This window comes from Streptomyces sp. SX-6, from assembly GCF_059089585.1.
Map to the genome: position 1 here is coordinate 60,516 of NZ_JBTHHU010000012.1, position 15,488 is coordinate 76,003.

Here is a 15,488-nt window from a genome sequence, read left to right on the forward strand (position 1 = left end):
GGCGTCAGGCGCGCGCCTCCTCGTTCTCCGGTCCCGCCCGCCGGCTCCCGTGCTCGGCGGGCGGGTCCGGAAGAGGGTCCGGAAGGGGGTCCGGCAAGCGCAACAGGAGCAGCCAGACGAAGGCACAGCAGCCGCCGGCGACCAGCACGGTGTCGGCGGCCCCGAAGGCGTGGCTCGACGCCGACGCGAGCACCGAACCGAGGGGGATCGTGCCCCACACCAGGAACCGCATGGTCGCGTTCACCCTGCCGTGCAGCGAGGCGGGCGTGATCCGCTGACGCAGGCTGAGCTGGGTCACGTTGTAGACCGCGGCACCGGCTCCGGCGCCGAACAGGCCCACGGCGACCGCCCACGCCGGGACGTGGCCCGCGCACCCGGTCAGCACCGCGAACGGCGCGGGCAGCAGCAGGCCGATCACGATCGACCGGGTGTGTCCGAGCCGCCGCGAGAGGCGGCGGACGACGAGCGCGCCGGTGACACCGCCCAGGCCGTAGGCCGTCACGAGGACACCGGCTTGCGTCTCCGTCAGGCCCCGGCCGATCAGCAGCGCGATCAGCAGGGCCATGACGCCGGACCAGGCCAGGTTGTACAGCCCCGTCGCGATCCCGAGCCGGCGCAGCGCGGGCGTACCGGTCACGAACCGCAGCCCCTCCCCGACCTCCGCGAGCACGCCGCGACGCCGGGGGGTTGCCGGGCGGTCGTCCGGGGTGCGCAGGAACGACAGGGCCGTGGCGGAGACGCCGTAGGCGAGCGCGGCGCACCAGAAGCCGAGCGGCGCCGACATCCAGGCGAGGGCACCGGCGGTGGCGGGACCGGTGACCGAGGCCACCGACTCCACGGCGAGGAGCCGTGCGTTGGCCGGGACCAGGTCCGCCTGGGGACCGAGGAGGCGTGGCAGCGCGGACTGGGCGGCGACGTCGAAGAACACGGACGCGACCCCGACGGCGAGTGCCGCCGCGTACAGATGCCACAGCGCCAGGCCGCCGCAGGTCCACAGCAGCACGAGGACCAGCACCGCGAGGCAGCGCGCCCCGTCCGCGAGGGCCATCGTGCGGACCTTCGGCCAGCGGTCCACCCAGGCCCCCGCGGGCAGGCCGACCACGAGGAATCCGGCGGTCTGGAAGGCGACGAGGAGCGCGGCCTGTGCCGCGGTGGCGCCCGTCGCGGACAGGGCCGCCAGCGGGAACGTGGTCTGCCCGATCCTGAAACCCAGGTGCGCGGACAGGTGCGCCGCGACCAGGCGGGAGAACGGTGGCGTCATCGGGCGGCTGCCAGCTCCCACAGCCACCGGGAGCCCGCGGCCCGGAACCCGAAGGCGGCGTTGACACCGATCATGTGGGCGTTGCCCTCGGCGTTCCACGTGTCGACGCGGCGCAATTCCGCTTCGGCAGCGCGGCAGTTGGCGAGGTTGTGCGCCTTCACGAGGCGGCCGAGGCCCTGGCCCCGGTGGGCGGGGTCGACGACGGTGACGGCCTGCAGGGCGTGGTCCGGGTTGGCCCGGGTCATCGACAGCGCGGTCCACGCCAGCATGCGCCCGGTCGCCTCGTCGACGATGCCGCACTGGTGGGCGCGGCGGCCGCGGGCGATCCGCATGCGCTCGAAATCGCGGATGCGGGACACGGCGGCCGGCTGCGGCTCCCAGCCCAGGTCGCCGGTGGGGGCGTCGGCCGACAGGGAGGCTTCGAGCCGGGCCGCCTCGCGCACCAGGTCCTCGGGGACCTCGGAGCCCCAGAAGCGCACGCGTGACCCCGTCGGGACGGGATCCGGCGCGGGGGCGTCGCCGACGTCGAGGCGCAGGTGCTCCAGGGTCAGTATCGGCCGGGCGCGAAGCGTGCTCGCCAGGTGGTGCGCGGGAGAGGGCCGGTCCTGGCCGGGCCCGGAGTCGGCGCTCAGGATGATCCGGGAACGCAGGGCCGCCCCGGCCCGGTCGCGTACGAAGTCCACGCAGCGGGCTCCTGCCCCCCGGTTCCGGAACGCGGGGTGGACGACGAGCACCGCGGCGGTGACGGCGTCGGTGTTCTCCTCGCGCGGGAACTCGAGGCGGATCGAGGCGACGCAGCGCTGCCGCTCGTCGTACACGGCCCACTCCTCCACGTCGGTGGCCGGGGGCGGCACGCGCAGCGAGCCCGCGAAGTCGTCGAAGCACGGGGGCGGCAGGTGCGGGGTGTCGGATCGGTGTGCCGCCGTCCGGAGGGCGTGGATGTCGTCGACCGTGCCGCGGTCCTCGGGGTCGACGGCGGTGAAGAGGAGGTTCACTGCGTGAGTCCCATCGCTTGGATGTCGTAGAGGCCGAAGGCCGGGTGGACGTAGACGTTCGTGACGTCCGGGTGGCGGTAGTGCAGGGTGCGGTCGTGCGCCATGGGCAGGATCACCGCCCGGTCCATCACGGTCTTCTCGACGCGTCGCCACGCCCGGACCCGCGCGCCCGCGGTGGTGTGGGCCTGGGCCTCGTCGATGAGCGTCCGTACCGTCGGGTCGTCCAGTTCGGCGAAGTTGAAATTGCCGCCGGTGCGCTTGATGTGACGGCCGTCGACCAGCGGCGCGAGGAAGCCGTACTCGGTCGGGTAGTCCGCCCCCCAGTCCGTGACGCCGAGTCCCAGGCCGCGTTCGCGGACGGTGCCGGGGTGGCCGAGGCCCGTCCGGTAGTACGACGCGGTGTCGAGGACCTCGATCCGGGCACGGATGCCGACGCGGGCGATCGACTCCGCGAGGGCGCGGGCGACCAGTTCGAACTTGCCGGGCTGGGTGCCGATCACGGTGTCGAAGCCGTCGGGCAGGCCCGCGGCCGCCAACTCGGCGCGCGCGCCGTCCAGATCGCCGGTCAGGTCCGGTCCCGACGGGTAGCGGTCGTACCCCGTGTGGGCGGCCAGCGTCGGCGGGAACAGACTGGTCGCCAGGGACCCGCCGACCCCGTCGCCGCCCCGGGCCCGCAGGAGCGCCGCCTTGTCCGCGGCGCGGAACACGGCACGGCGGGCGTGGACGTTGTCGAAGGGCGGCACGGCGGTCTGCACCGTGACGTACTGGAGGAACCCGGTGGCCGGGTTGTCCGCCCGCGCGCGCAGCACCGGGTCGGCGAGGATGACGTCCCGGGCGGCGTGCTGGATGCCCCGGCCCTCGATGTCGAGGTGGAACTCGCCCGCGAGCAGCCGGGCGTCCATGTCGTCCACGTCGACGCCGAATCGGACGGTCAGCTCGTCGGGGAGCGCCGGACGGACGGGGTCGGTGGCACGGTCCCACTGGGGGTTGCGCTCCAGGTGGAGGAACGCACCGGGGTCGTAGCGGCGGACGCGGTAGGGGCCGGAGCACAGCGGGCCCTGCCCGTACCGCTCGCGGGTGTCGTGCCGTCGGGGCACGGGTGCGGTGTTGGGCTGGGCCATCAGGTAGTCGAAGTCGGGGAACGGGCGCCGCAGGCGGAAGCGGATCGTGCGGTCGTCCGGGCACTCGATCGCGGAGCAGCGCCCGCCCCGGTAGGGGCCCGGGTATCCGTCGTGGTCGAGCAGTTCGACGAGATAGGTGGGGCCGCCGGGCAGGACGTCCTGGGCGAAGACCCGCTCGATCCCGTGGGCGACGTCCTGGGCCGTGACCTCCTCGCCGGTCTCGAAGCGCACACCGGGGCGGATCCGGTACGTCCACGTCAGGCCGTCGTCCGACACCTCGGCCGGACCGGCCGCGAGGTCGGGGACGACCGAGGGCGTGGCCGGGTCGGTGCCGAACGCCATCAGGGTGCGCTGCATGCACCGTTGGAGGAGCCAGGACCACACGTAGTAGGTGCGGGCGGGGTCGAGGGAGTCCACGTCGGCGGAGGCCACCGTGGTCAGGCGGCCGCCGCGCCGGGTGGAGGGGTTGACGACGGCACCGACGGCCGCGTTCCAGCCGGGCATCAGTTGACTTCCTTCACGTACAGGTACTGGGTGGACAGGGCACAGCCGCGGGAGACCTTCGCCTCGGTGGACCCGATGCCGTAGTGGACCGTCCGCACGCCGTGGGCGGGCGCGTGGTCGGCGAGCGTGTAGTAGAGGAGCTCGTAGTAGAGGGGCAGCCCGCCCTGGCCCGCGTAGTCGAACCCGGCACGGTGGGCGAACCAGTCCCCGCCGTGGGCGAGGACCAGGCCGAAGCCGATGATCGTGCCGTCGAGCACGGCCTTCGACACCAGTGCCCCGTCGCCCAGTTGCTCGGCGGCCGCGTACAGCACGGCCTCGCTGCGGCGCGGGTCCCAGCCGGTCATGCCGTACTTGGCGAAGAGTTCGGTCTCGAGGGCGGCGAGCCGGGGGACGTCCGCGACGTCGAGCGGGGCGAGGGTGATCGCCACGTCGGATGCCTCCATCCGGCGCCGTTCCGCGCGCACCCGCCGGGACCGGCGGGACGGCAGCCCCATCGCGTAGTCGGGGAACCCCTCGCCGGGCAGCGTCAGGGAGGCGAAGCGGCCGGACTCGTGCGCGGTGTACCCGAGTTCGTCGAGTACGGCCCGCACGACGGTGTCGGTCTCGTCCACGTACGGGAAGCAGACGGACGCGCAGTCGGCGAGCCGCGCGGTCCGCTCGGCGTGACGGACGAGCGCGCGGGCGACGTCCACGGCGTCGGAGGCCGCCGCGTCGCGGGCGTCCGGCGGGAGCAGGAGCCGGGTGCGGCCCAGGTGCCGGCCACCGCACATCAGCGAGGGCATCAGCCGCGACACGTCCCCGAAGGACGCGAGCACCTCCCGGGCGCCCGGCATGTCCTCCTCGGCGCAGTGCCGCATCAACAGGTCCGTGCGGCCCAGCGCCCACGGCGCGTCAAGGGTCGCCCGCACCAGCGGCAGCGCGCCCCGGACGCGACGGTGCCGGTCGTGGGCGGTGAGGTACCGCATCCACGCACCGGCGGAGTCGTGCAGGACCCGCAGCCACGGCGGGGTCAGGAAGAAGTCCTGCGGACCGAGGAGTCCGTCCCAGCCCGCCTCGGCGGCCTGCTCCGGGGTCTCCCACTGTTCAACTGCAACTCCAACTCCACTGCTCACACGGGGATGTTGGAGCGTCCTGCTCTCGGCCCGCTCTCCGCCGCGTCCCCCGCGCACCGGATAGCGGGCTGAGAGAGACGCAAGAGCGCGCCTGGCCAGGATGCGTGGCGTTCCGCGTCATTGAGAAGGAGACCTGTCTTGTCCCGTGTATCCACCGGCCCCAGCGAGCGACCGACCGCAGCCCACGCCCTGCTCAAGCGGCTGAAGGAGCACGGTGTCGACACGGTGTTCGGCGTCGTCGGGCGCGAGGCCGCGTCCATCCTGTTCGACGAGCAGGACGGCCTCGACTTCGTGCTGACCCGCCACGAGTTCACCGCGGGCGTCGCCGCCGACGTCCTGGCCCGCATCACCGGCCGCCCCGCCGCCTGCTGGGCCACCCTCGGCCCCGGCATGACCAACCTGTCCACCGGCATGGCCACGTCGGTGCTCGACCGCTCCCCGGTCATCGCCCTCGCCGCCCAGTCCGAGTCGCACGACATCTTCCCGAACGACACCCACCAGTGCCTCGACCTGGTGAAGATCGCCGAGCCGATGACGAAGTACGCCGTCGAGCTGGAGCGGCCGCACGAGATCACCGACCTCGTCGACTCCGCGGTCCTCAACGCCATGACGGAGCCGGTCGGCCCGTCGTTCATCTCGCTCCCGGTCGACCTGCTCGGCTCCTCCGACGGCATCGACATCGACCACGACCACGGCCCGGCGCGCACCCCCGAAAAGCCGCTCGGCACGGTCCAGCCGGGCTGGGAGGCAATCGCCGACGAGGCCGTCGAACTGGTCAAGGCGGCCGAGCACCCGGTCTTCGTCGTGGGTGCCGCCGCCATCCGCGCGGGCGCCGTGGACCGCATCCGCGAGCTGGCCGAGCGGCTGAACGTCCCGGTCATCACCACGTACATCGCCAAGGGCGTCCTGCCGCAGGACCACGAGCTCAACTACGGCGCAGTCACGGGCTACATGGACGGCATCCTGTCCTTCCCGGCCCTGGAGACCCTGTTCGGCCCGGCCGACGTCGTCCTCACCCTCGGCTACGACTACGCCGAGGACCTGCGTCCTTCCATGTGGCAGCGCGGCGCCGAGAAGAAGACCGTCCGCGTCTCCCCGACGTTCAACCCGGTGCCGCGGATCTACCGGCCGACCGTCGACGTCGTCACCGACGTCCTCGCCTTCGTCGACCACCTGGACGCGGCCACCGCCGACGTACAGCCCAAGGAGCGGCACGACATCACGGCGCTGCGCGAGCGCATCGCCGAGTTCCTCGCCGACCCCAAGAGCTATGACGACGGCATGCGGGTCCACCAGGTCATGGACTCGATGAACACGGTCATGTCCGAGGCCGCGGGACCGGGCCGTGGCACGATCGTGTCCGACATCGGCTTCTTCCGCCACTACGGCGTGCTCTTCGCCCGCGCCGACCAGCCCTTCGGCTTCCTCACTTCGGCGGGCTGCTCCAGCTTCGGTTACGGCATCCCCGCCGCGATCGGCGCCCAGATGGCCCGCCCGGACGAGCCGACGTTCCTCATCGCGGGCGACGGCGGCTTCCACTCCAACAGCTCCGACCTGGAGACGATCGCGCGCCTCAACCTGCCGATCGTCACGGTGGTGGTCAACAACGACACCAACGGCCTGATCGAGCTGTACCAGAACATCGGGCACAAGCGCTCGTTCGACCCCGCCGTCAAGTTCGGCCCGGACAACTCGGGCCGCGGCGCGGTGGACTTCGTCCAGCTCGCCCAGGCCAACGGTGTCGACGCGGAGCGCGTGACGACCCGAGAGGCCCTGCTGGCCGCCCTCCGCAAGGGCGCCGAGCTGGGTCGCCCGTACCTCATCGAGGTCCCGGTGAACTACGAGTTCACCTCCGGCGGCTTCGGGGCGCTGAAGGTCTGACATGAGCGAGCAGGCCTTTCCTGCCGCCTTCGGGTTCCTGGTCTCCGCCCGCTCGGGCGGGGACCAGGGCCCCATCGAGGCGGCCTTCGCAACGCACGGCCACCGCACGGAGGTTCGCGAGCGGCTGCGCTGCCAGACGGTCGGCGCTGTCCTGGTGCACTCCGGTGCCGATGCCTCCGGCGCGTACGCGTGCGGCGCCGACACGTTCGTCGCCCTCGCCGGCGAGCTCTACAACCGGGACGAGATCCACGGCGTCCTCGGCTCGATGGTGGACGCCCACGCGTCCGACGCCGAACTGGTCGCCGGCCTCTTCGAGAAGTACGGGGTGCACGCCTTCCGGCTGATCAACGGCCGGTACACGGCGTGGATCAGCGAGCGGGAGCGGGTGCTCCTCGCCACCGACCACGCCGGGACCGTCCCCCTGTACGCGCGGATCACCGCGGGCCGGGTGGTCGCCGCGACGGAGGCGAAGACGCTGGCCGCGTCCGGCACCGACGCCCCCGCCTCGCCCGTCGCCACCGCCTCGCCCGTCGCCGGCACCCGGCCGGTGCGGAGCCTGCCGGGGCTGCACCAGGTGCGGGCGGGCAGCGTCCTGGAGATCGACCTCGCCTCCGGCGCGACCCGGGCCCACCGCACCTGGCAGCCGCCCGTCTCCCGGCGCATCGTCGACGAGGACACAGCGGTCGAGCAGGTCCGCGAGGCCCTGGAGAGGGCCGTCATCCGCCGACTCCCGTCGCGGGGACGCCCGTTGGTGGTCCTCTCGGGCGGCATCGACTCGTCCGGCGTCGCGGCCCTGGCGCACTCGGTCGTGCCCGGCGGCATCGACACCCTGTCCATGGGCACCGACATGTCCGACGAGTTCCCGCAGGCCCGCGTCGTCGCCGAGCATCTCGGCTCCGGCCACCGCGAGATCACCATCCCCACCCGGGACCTCCTCGCGCGACTGCCGCACGCCGTCCACGCGGCGGAGTCCCTCGACCCCGACGTGATCGAATACCTGCTGCCGCTGACCGCGCTGTACCGGCGCCTCGACGGGCCGCCACGACACGTGCTCACCGGCTACGGCGCGGACATCCCGCTCGGCGGCATGCACCGCGAGGACCGGCTGCCCCGGCTGGACTCGGCCGTCGTCCACGACATGGACACGTACGACGGGCTGAACGAGATGAGCCCCGTCCTGTCCACGGTCGCCGGCCACTGGTCCACCCATCCGTACTGGGACCGTGACGTCCTGGACCTGCTCACGGGCCTCGAGGCCGGCCTCAAGAGGCGCTACGGCCGCGACAAGTGGGTGCTGCGCGCGGCGATGGCCGAGCTGCTCCCCGCCGAGACCGTGAACCGGCCCAAGCTCGGCGTCCACGAGGGGTCCGGCACCACGTCCGCGTTCTCGCGCCTCCTCGCGGACGCCGGGATCGCGCAGGGCGACATCGCACGGGCGAGGGCGCTGGTGGTGGAGGACCTGTTCGACCAGGTCGTCGCGGGCGGCACGGACCCCGACGAGGTGTCCGTGGCGAACGTGGTCACCCGGATCGCCGGACGCATCGGCGGCGGCTCATGACATACGCGCTGTTCGCGGGCAAGCGGCTGGCGCTCGTCGAGTCCATGCTGCACGACGCCTTCTACGACGGCGTCCAGGCCGCCCGTGACTTCGGCTGCGAGGTATGGCTGCTCCTCCGGGACACTGACTGGTACACCTCCGGGCGGCCCTTCGAAGAGCACCCGCTGGCCCAGGTCGACAAGGTGCTGCACGTCGACACCCACGACTGGCGTGCCGTCGTCGAAGCCGTCACCGACGACGAGGGCAAGCCGCTGGTGGACGGCGTGCTCTCCTTCTCCGACTACCACACCGAGGTCACCGCTCAGGCCGCCGAGCATCTGGGCCTGCCTTCCCAAGGGCTTGCCGCGGTCCGAGCGGCCAACCACAAACACCTGCTGCGGGCGGCGCTCGGCGCCGACCCGGCGAACGTCCGCTGGCGGCTGGTCACTTCGGAGCGGGAGCTGGACGAGGCCGTCGACCACGTCGGTCTCCCGTGCATCGCCAAGCCACCGTCGGAGGCCATCTCCTACGGCGTCCGCAGGTGCGACACCCGCGCGGAGGCCGAGGCGGCGTGGCGGGAACTGTCGGCGGTCCGCCGGTCGCTGCGCGGCCAGCCCCGGGACGGCCATGTGCTGTTCGAGGAATGTCTGCGCGGCGTCGAGGTCAGCGTCGAGTCCCTGACCGCGGACGGGCGCACCCACTTCTTCGGCGCGACGTCGAAGCGACTGCACGGGGACACGGCGCTGGAAGAGGCCCACTCCTTCCCGCTCGCCCTGGAGGCGGACGTGTGGGACGCCGTCCGGGACTGCGTCGACCGGACCCTGAAGACCATCGGCTACCGACAGGGTCCTGCCCACACCGAGGTGATGATCACCGAGGAGGGGCCGCGGATCGTGGAGGTGAACCCCCGTCTGCCCGCCCACCGGATCTCTCACATGGTCGCGGACGTGTGCGGGACCGATCCGCATCTGGACGCCAAGCTCCTCGCCCTCGGGCAGCCCGTCGCCCCGGGGCGACCGGGCCGGGGGATGGCGGGCGGCGCCGCCGTGCACGTGCTCTTCCCCGACGCGCCGGGCCGGTTCACCGGGATCGGCGGGCTGCTCGAGGCGGGGGCGCACGGCGTCGAGGTCACCCTGCACGCCGAGCTCGGCGACACCGTGGCGTCGCGTCTGGACAACTCGGCGTCGGTCGGCTTCGTGTACGCACACGCCGCGACGGCCGAGGAGGCGCTGAGCAAGGCCCGCACGGCGGCCTCGTGCATCCGTATCGACACCACCGAACCCGCCGACACCGTACGCACCACCGGTGACGCCAACGAAAAGGGGGCCGCGTGAGCGGACAGATCAACTCCCACTTCTCCCCCCGGTACGCCCAAGTCCCCACGTTCATGCGGCTCCCGCTGGACCGGGAGCCGGAAGGGAACGACGTCGTCGTCATCGGCGCCCCCTACGACGGCGGCACCAGCTACCGGCCCGGCGCCCGGTTCGGCCCGCAGCAGATCCGCTGCGAGTCAGGGCTCATCCACGGCGTCGGCATCGACCGCGGCCCCGGTGTCTTCGACCTGATCCGGGTGGTGGACGGCGGCGACATGGACCTCACCCCGTTCAGCCAGCGTGCCGCCGTCGAGACGGCCCAGCGGCACCTGTCCGGCCTGCTCGCCCGCAACGCGGCATTCCTCATGCTCGGCGGTGACCACTCGCTCACCCTCGCGGGCCTGCGCGCCGTGGCGCAGCAGCACGGGCCGGTCGCCGTCCTCCACCTCGACGCGCACTCCGACACCAACCCGGCCATGATCGGCGGCGAGTTCCACCACGGCACCCCGTTCCGGCACGGCATCGAAGAGGGGCTGATCGACGCCGAGCACATGGTCCAGCTCGGCATCCGCGGGCACAACCCCCGGCCCGACTCGCTCGACTGGCCGCGCGACCACGGCGTACGGGTCGTCACCGCCGACGAGTTCGCCGACCTCGGCGTGCAGGCGGCCGCTCGCCTGATCCGCGAGAAGGTCGGCCGCCGTCCCCTCTACGTCTCCGTGGATGTCGACGTCGTCGATCCCGCCTTCGCGCCGGGCACCGGCACCCCGGCGCCCGGCGGGCCGAGCAGCCGCGAGGTGCTGGCCCTGCTGCGCCACGTCGGCGACCTGGCCCCGATCGGGTTCGACGTCATGGAGGTCTCGCCCACGTACGACCACGCCGGAATCACCTCGGTTCTGGCCGCGGAGATCGGCGCGGAGCTGCTGTTCCAGTACGCCCGCGCGCACCGAAACAAGGAGGAGAAGTAAGTGGCGACACTCGACGTGAGCAAGCACCGCGAGCACCTGCGGTACCTTGCCTCGCTGATGCCCGAGGTCCTGCGCGAGGACCTGTACCGCTCCCTGGAGATCGGCCACAAGCTGGCCGAGGAGCTGCCGCACGAGATCGCCGACGCCCTCGACGACTTCCGCCGCAGCGCCGACAAGGACGGCTATCTGCTCATCAAGGGGCTCCCGGTGGAGGCGGACGACGACCTCCCGGCCACCCCGACCAGCACCCCGGCCCCGGTCGAGCGCGAAACCCTGCTCATGGAGGCGTTCCTCGCGATCGTCGGCCGCCGCCTCGGCCTGCACACCGGCTACGCGGAACTGCGAGCGGGCACGGTCTACCACGACGTGTACCCGTCGCCGGGCGCGCACCACCTCTCCAGCGAGACCAGCGAGACCCTGCTCGAGTTCCACACCGAGATGGCCTACCACGAACTCCAGCCCCACTACGTGATGTTGGCGTGCTCGCGCAAGGACCACGAGGGCCGGGCGCGGACGCTGGTCGGCTCGGTCCGCAAGGCGCTCGAGCTCCTGGACGAGGAGACCGTGGACCGCCTCTTCGACAACAAGCAGCCGTGCGAGGTCGACGTGGCCTTCCGCGGCGGGGTCGACGACCCGGGCGCCATCGCGGAGGTGAAGCCGCTGTACGGGTCGAGGGAGGACCTGCTGCTCGGTTACGACCGCGAACTGCTCAAGCCGCACCCGGGCGCGGACGCGGAGGCCGTCGAGAAGCTGTCGAAGGCCCTGGACGATGTCACCGAGGGCGTGACCCTCGAGCCCGGCGACGTCCTGATCATCGACAACTTCCGTACCACGCACGCCCGGACGCCCTTCACGCCCCGCTGGGACGGCAAGGACCGGTGGCTGCACCGCGTCTACATCCGCACCGAGGCCCACGGCCAGCTGCCGACCGGCGAGGAGCGGGCCGGCGACGTCGTGACGTTCTCCCCGCGCCGTTAGCCCGCACGGCACATCCCCGGCGACCACGCACCCGATATCGGACGAAGAGCGGACGAAGAACTCCGAGACCTACGGTCGCTTCGCACGGCACCAGGACGCCCGCGGTCCGACGGCACCCCCCGCCCCCGGACCGCCCCGGCCTGGTGCCGTGCCGTCTCCGAGGCCGCGCCGTCGGCGCCGCTTTCCCAGAAAAGGAATGGACAGTTGGACGAGAAGGTCCTCGACGCCCAGAAGTGGGTCAACGCCACCTACGGCAATGTCCCCGGCTATGCGCGGTGCCCCGAGGACGGGCGTACCGGCTGGTCCACGATGCTCGCCCTGACCATGGGCCTGCAGAAGGAACTGGGCATCAGCCCGGTCGTGGCCAGCTTCGGCCCGGGCACGATGTCCAAGCTGGAGGCCCTCGGCGACATCGGCTTCGGCTGGAACAAGAACGAGAACATCGTCCGTATCCTCCAGCACGGCCTGTTCTGCAAGGGGTATTGGGGGGCCAACGGCTACGGCGGGTACGGCGCCGTCACCACCGAAGCGGTCAAGAAGCTCCGCGTCGACATGGGCCTGCCCGACGGCGGCACGGGCACCACCGGCGGCGTGACCACGCCGAAGATCTTCAAGTGCATCCTCAACATGGACTCCTACGCCCGGGTCACCGGCGGCACGGACGAAGTGCGCAAGATCCAGCGGTGGTTGAACAGCCGGTACTGGACGAGGGGCGAGTACAGCATCGGCCCCTGCGACGGGATCTACTCCCGCGACGTGCAGAAGGCCCTGGTGATCGCCATTCAGTACGAGCTGGGCATCGCCTCCCCGAACGGCAACTTCGGCCCCGGCACCCAGACCGGCCTGAAGTCCAAGACTCTCGGTGAGGGCGACTCCGGCATCTGGGTCGAACTGTTCTCCGCCGCCTGTGTCTTCAACTCGCCGGTCCCGACCGGGACCAGTGACACAGGCACTCCCACCACATGGCGCAGCACCTTCGACGGCAAGCTCAAGGAGTGGGTCCAGGTCTTCCAGCGGTTCTGCCGCCTGGATGCCAACGGCCGGGCCGACTACCCGACCTGGGCACAGCTCCTGGTGTCGATGGGCGACCCCGACCGTCCCGCGACCGGCTGCGACACCCGCTTCGAGATCACCTCGTCCCGGGCACAGTGGCTGCGCTCCAACGGCTTCGAGGTCGTGGGCCGTTACCTGTACGATCCGCCGGGCTCCACGCTGGACAAGCAGATCAAGCCGGGAGAGCTGAAGACGATCTTCGACAGCGGCCTGAAGGTGTTCCCGATCTATCAGGACAACGCCCGCAGGCTCGCCGACTTCACCTACACCAACGGCTTCCAGCACGCGTTGAAGGCCCACAAGCTGGCCGAGGACTACGGCTTCAACCGCGGCACCGTCATCTACTTCGCCGTGGACTACGACGCCACGCGCGAGGAGATCGACGGGAAGATCGTGGAGTATTTCCACGGCGTGGCGGCAGGCCTCGCCTACAACGGAAAGCGCTACGTGCACGGCGTCTACGGCTCCCGGAACGTGTGCACGGTCGTCAGCCGCCAGACCCAGGCCCGCTTCTCGTTCGTGTCGGGCATGTCGTGGGGATTCTCCGGCAACCTCGGCATCCCGATACCGGCCAACTGGTCCTTCAACCAGATCAAGGAGTTCAAGGTCACCAACGGGTCCGACACGTTCGATCTCGACCGTGACGTCACCTCCGGCGCCGACTCCGGCCAGAACAGCGTCAACAAGGCATCGGGCCCCGCCGACGACTTCATCGCCTACATCGAGCGTCTCTACGGCCTCGCCGTCAGCTACGGCAACAAGGGCCGCTCCCCGGACCAGCTGGTGATGGAGTACATCCGGCACAGCAGGTACGGCGGCGGCGACTGGGAATTCCTGATCGGCGGCTACGACGGCGGATTCGTCGAGTACGCCAACGGCAAGGGCATGTCGGTGATGACCGGCTTCACCGATCCCTTCAGCGGCTACGAAGTGGGCTGCGAGCACCTCATGGCCTCCGCCAACGGCCACCTCGTCTCCTGGAAGCCGTCCAACCCCCGCTCGGTGAACGAGGGCGACGTCGCGGGCTGGGGTGGCGACCTGCTCACCCTCTACGTCGACTGGCGCAACGCCAAGGACCAGTACCCCGACGGCGGCAAGTTCGTCGCACTGAAGATGGCCAAGATCGGGGTCGCCTCCAGCTTCGGCTACAACGACCTCATCGAGGACGCCGACGCATGGCTGCTCGCCAACGCGGTCCGGGGAGGCAAGAACATCGTCCAGGCCGTCAAGGACCACTACAACGGCGGCGGCGGTCTGCACCGCTTCAAGGACTACTGGGCCGGCCGTTTCAACGGCAATGCCACCGACGCCAAGTTCCTCGCGCACAACATGCTGACCGCCTTCGACGACAAGGAGGTCGTGGCCGCCCAGGTGGGCCTGATCACGATCCGCGGCGGCATCAAGACGCTCCCTGCGATGCTCGACAGCGACGAGCTGGACAAGTTCGAGCAGGGCTTCGTGGACGTCCTGCTGGCCCGGACCGGAACCGAGCGCAACTTGCGTTCCTCGCTCGCGGCGAACCACAAGAAGTACCTGAAGGCCGCGGAGGCCCGAAGGTAGCCCCTCACGCAGGCACCTCAGAAACCTCAGGCAAGCGAAGGAACAGCGCGCAGTGAAAGCCCTCTCGGTCCTCGCGATGATCGCCCTCCCGCCCCTGCTGCTCGCCGCGTTCGTCGTGAGCGTCTGGAAGACGGCGCGCGGCATGCCGGCCCGCCGGTGGCAGCGCCCCGGGTGGTGGGCCTTCCCCGCCGTCGTCCTGGTCGGCATCGGTTGTGCGACGTGGTTCGTCGGCGTGTTCTCGGGCGGCCTCGACAGCAAGGAAGCGTGCACGCAGCGCAACCTCCGCTACGACGAGGACTACCGGGCGACGCACTGGCGCGAGTCGGCGCGCTGGTTCCCGCTGCACAACAAGTGCGACGCCGAACACGACTTGGTGCCTGCCTTCGTCAACCCCACTCTCGTCACCGTCGCAGTCCTGCTCCCCGGCTGTGCCGCGGGCGCCACGACAGCGGCGATCACCATGAGGAAGAAACGTGACGTACACCATTGACCGGCGCCGTGTCCTCACGGGAGGCGCGGTCCTCGGAGCCGCAGCGGCCCTGACGGCTCTCCCCGGCGGCATCCGCGGCGCGTACGCCGCCGACGCCACCAACGCCGCATCCGCCGCGGACACCCGCTGGTCGGAGAAGAACTCGTCGAACGGCTGGCCCGTCCTGGAGCAGGCCAAGCTGTTCCGCATCGAAGGGTCCAACCAGTCGGTGAGCCTCGCCGACGGTGACGCGGCCGTGATCCTGCTGCACGTCGCCCGTCGGTTCCACTACGAGATCGACACGCTCCGCCCCGGCGACGTCAAGGGCCACGCGATCGACCGGAACATCGGCGAGAGGTACGAGTCCAACTACCTCTCCGGCACCGCACTGGCGATCCGGCCGCACGCCTATCCGGCCGGCGTCAAGGGCGGCCTGTACCCGAAGGAGCTCGTCGTGGTGCGGGACGTCCTCGCCGAACTGGACGGCGTGGTCGCGTGGGGCGGCGACTTCACCACCCCGAAGGAGTCCCACTTCGAGATCGCGTACAAGCCGGGCCACCCGAAGGTGAAGGGCGTCGCCCGCAAGATCCGCGCCTGGCAGGAGGGCCCGGGCGACGAAGGAGCGGGCTCGGTCGACGCGTTCGTTCCCGAACGCCGGGCCCACGCCCGGAAGTTCGCGCGCCGCGCCGCGTAGGAGCACCTGAAGAGCGCCGAAAGAGGCACGGTCACCACGATG

General features: G+C 71.4%; 12 protein-coding genes. 8 read left to right on the forward strand and 4 right to left on the reverse strand.

Annotated elements, in window-relative coordinates:
• Positions 1-4 precede the first annotated feature (4 nt).
• From ACV530_RS16985 to ACV530_RS17000, 4 genes are read right to left on the reverse strand one after another with little or no spacing between them, the layout of a single operon-like run.
• Complete coding sequence (locus ACV530_RS16985; protein WP_494333323.1) at positions 5-1,261, reverse strand: MFS transporter; 1,257 nt, start codon at positions 1,259-1,261, stop codon at positions 5-7.
• The gene (locus ACV530_RS16990; RefSeq protein ID WP_494333324.1) at positions 1,258-2,256 is read right to left on the reverse strand and encodes a GNAT family N-acetyltransferase; all 999 of its coding nucleotides are present in this window, start codon (positions 2,254-2,256) and stop codon (positions 1,258-1,260) included. Before ACV530_RS16990 ends, ACV530_RS16985 begins: the two co-directional genes overlap by 4 nt.
• The gene (locus ACV530_RS16995) at positions 2,253-3,881 is read right to left on the reverse strand and encodes an ABC transporter substrate-binding protein (protein ID WP_494333325.1); all 1,629 of its coding nucleotides are present in this window, start codon (positions 3,879-3,881) and stop codon (positions 2,253-2,255) included. Before ACV530_RS16995 ends, ACV530_RS16990 begins: the two co-directional genes overlap by 4 nt.
• Positions 3,881-4,993, reverse strand: a complete 1,113-nt coding sequence (locus ACV530_RS17000) for a GNAT family N-acetyltransferase (RefSeq protein ID WP_494333326.1) — start codon at positions 4,991-4,993, stop codon at positions 3,881-3,883. The genes ACV530_RS16995 and ACV530_RS17000 overlap by 1 nt, the downstream gene beginning before the upstream one ends.
• Positions 4,994-5,131: 138 nt before the next feature.
• Between ACV530_RS17000 and ACV530_RS17005 the strand changes: the two genes are divergently transcribed.
• The 8 genes from ACV530_RS17005 (at position 5,132) to ACV530_RS17040 (ending at position 15,446) form a co-directional block, all read left to right on the forward strand.
• Entirely contained in the window at positions 5,132-6,874 is a 1,743-nt protein-coding gene (locus tag ACV530_RS17005; RefSeq protein WP_494333327.1) for a thiamine pyrophosphate-binding protein, read from the forward strand.
• 1 nt (position 6,875) lies between these two features.
• The gene (locus ACV530_RS17010; RefSeq protein ID WP_494333328.1) at positions 6,876-8,432 is read left to right on the forward strand and encodes an asparagine synthase-related protein; all 1,557 of its coding nucleotides are present in this window, start codon (positions 6,876-6,878) and stop codon (positions 8,430-8,432) included.
• Entirely contained in the window at positions 8,429-9,745 is a 1,317-nt protein-coding gene (locus ACV530_RS17015) for an ATP-grasp domain-containing protein (RefSeq protein ID WP_494333329.1), read from the forward strand. The genes ACV530_RS17010 and ACV530_RS17015 overlap by 4 nt, the downstream gene beginning before the upstream one ends.
• A 53-nt stretch (positions 9,746-9,798) precedes the next feature.
• Positions 9,799-10,692, forward strand: a complete 894-nt coding sequence (gene speB, locus ACV530_RS17020) for an agmatinase (RefSeq protein ID WP_494333471.1) — start codon at positions 9,799-9,801, stop codon at positions 10,690-10,692.
• Positions 10,693-11,670 (forward strand): clavaminate synthase Cs1, encoded by a 978-nt coding sequence (gene cs1 / locus ACV530_RS17025; protein ID WP_494333330.1) that lies wholly within the window; start codon positions 10,693-10,695, stop codon positions 11,668-11,670.
• A 204-nt stretch (positions 11,671-11,874) separates the two neighbouring features.
• The gene (locus ACV530_RS17030; RefSeq protein WP_494333331.1) at positions 11,875-14,283 is read left to right on the forward strand and encodes a glycoside hydrolase domain-containing protein; all 2,409 of its coding nucleotides are present in this window, start codon (positions 11,875-11,877) and stop codon (positions 14,281-14,283) included.
• Between the two features lie 52 nt (positions 14,284-14,335).
• On the forward strand, positions 14,336-14,773 hold the full coding sequence (locus ACV530_RS17035; protein ID WP_494333332.1) for a hypothetical protein: 438 nt from the start codon (positions 14,336-14,338) through the stop codon (positions 14,771-14,773).
• Positions 14,757-15,446, forward strand: coding sequence for a hypothetical protein (locus ACV530_RS17040; RefSeq protein WP_494333333.1), 690 nt, complete (start codon positions 14,757-14,759; stop codon positions 15,444-15,446). The genes ACV530_RS17035 and ACV530_RS17040 overlap by 17 nt, the downstream gene beginning before the upstream one ends.
• The last annotated feature ends 42 nt before the right edge of the window (positions 15,447-15,488 follow it).

Bases quoted from the DNA above. Each gene is read 5' to 3' on its own strand.
- ACV530_RS16985 (WP_494333323.1), bottom strand. From the start codon at position 1,261: ATGACGCCACCGTTCTCCCGCCTGGTCGCGGCGCACCTGTCCGCGCAC.
- ACV530_RS16995 (WP_494333325.1), bottom strand. From the start codon at position 3,881: ATGCCCGGCTGGAACGCGGCCGTCGGTGCCGTCGTCAACCCCTCCACC.
- ACV530_RS17010 (WP_494333328.1), top strand. From the start codon at position 6,876: ATGAGCGAGCAGGCCTTTCCTGCCGCCTTCGGGTTCCTGGTCTCCGCC.
- ACV530_RS17015 (WP_494333329.1), top strand. From the start codon at position 8,429: ATGACATACGCGCTGTTCGCGGGCAAGCGGCTGGCGCTCGTCGAGTCC.
- speB (WP_494333471.1), top strand. From the start codon at position 9,799: ATGCGGCTCCCGCTGGACCGGGAGCCGGAAGGGAACGACGTCGTCGTC.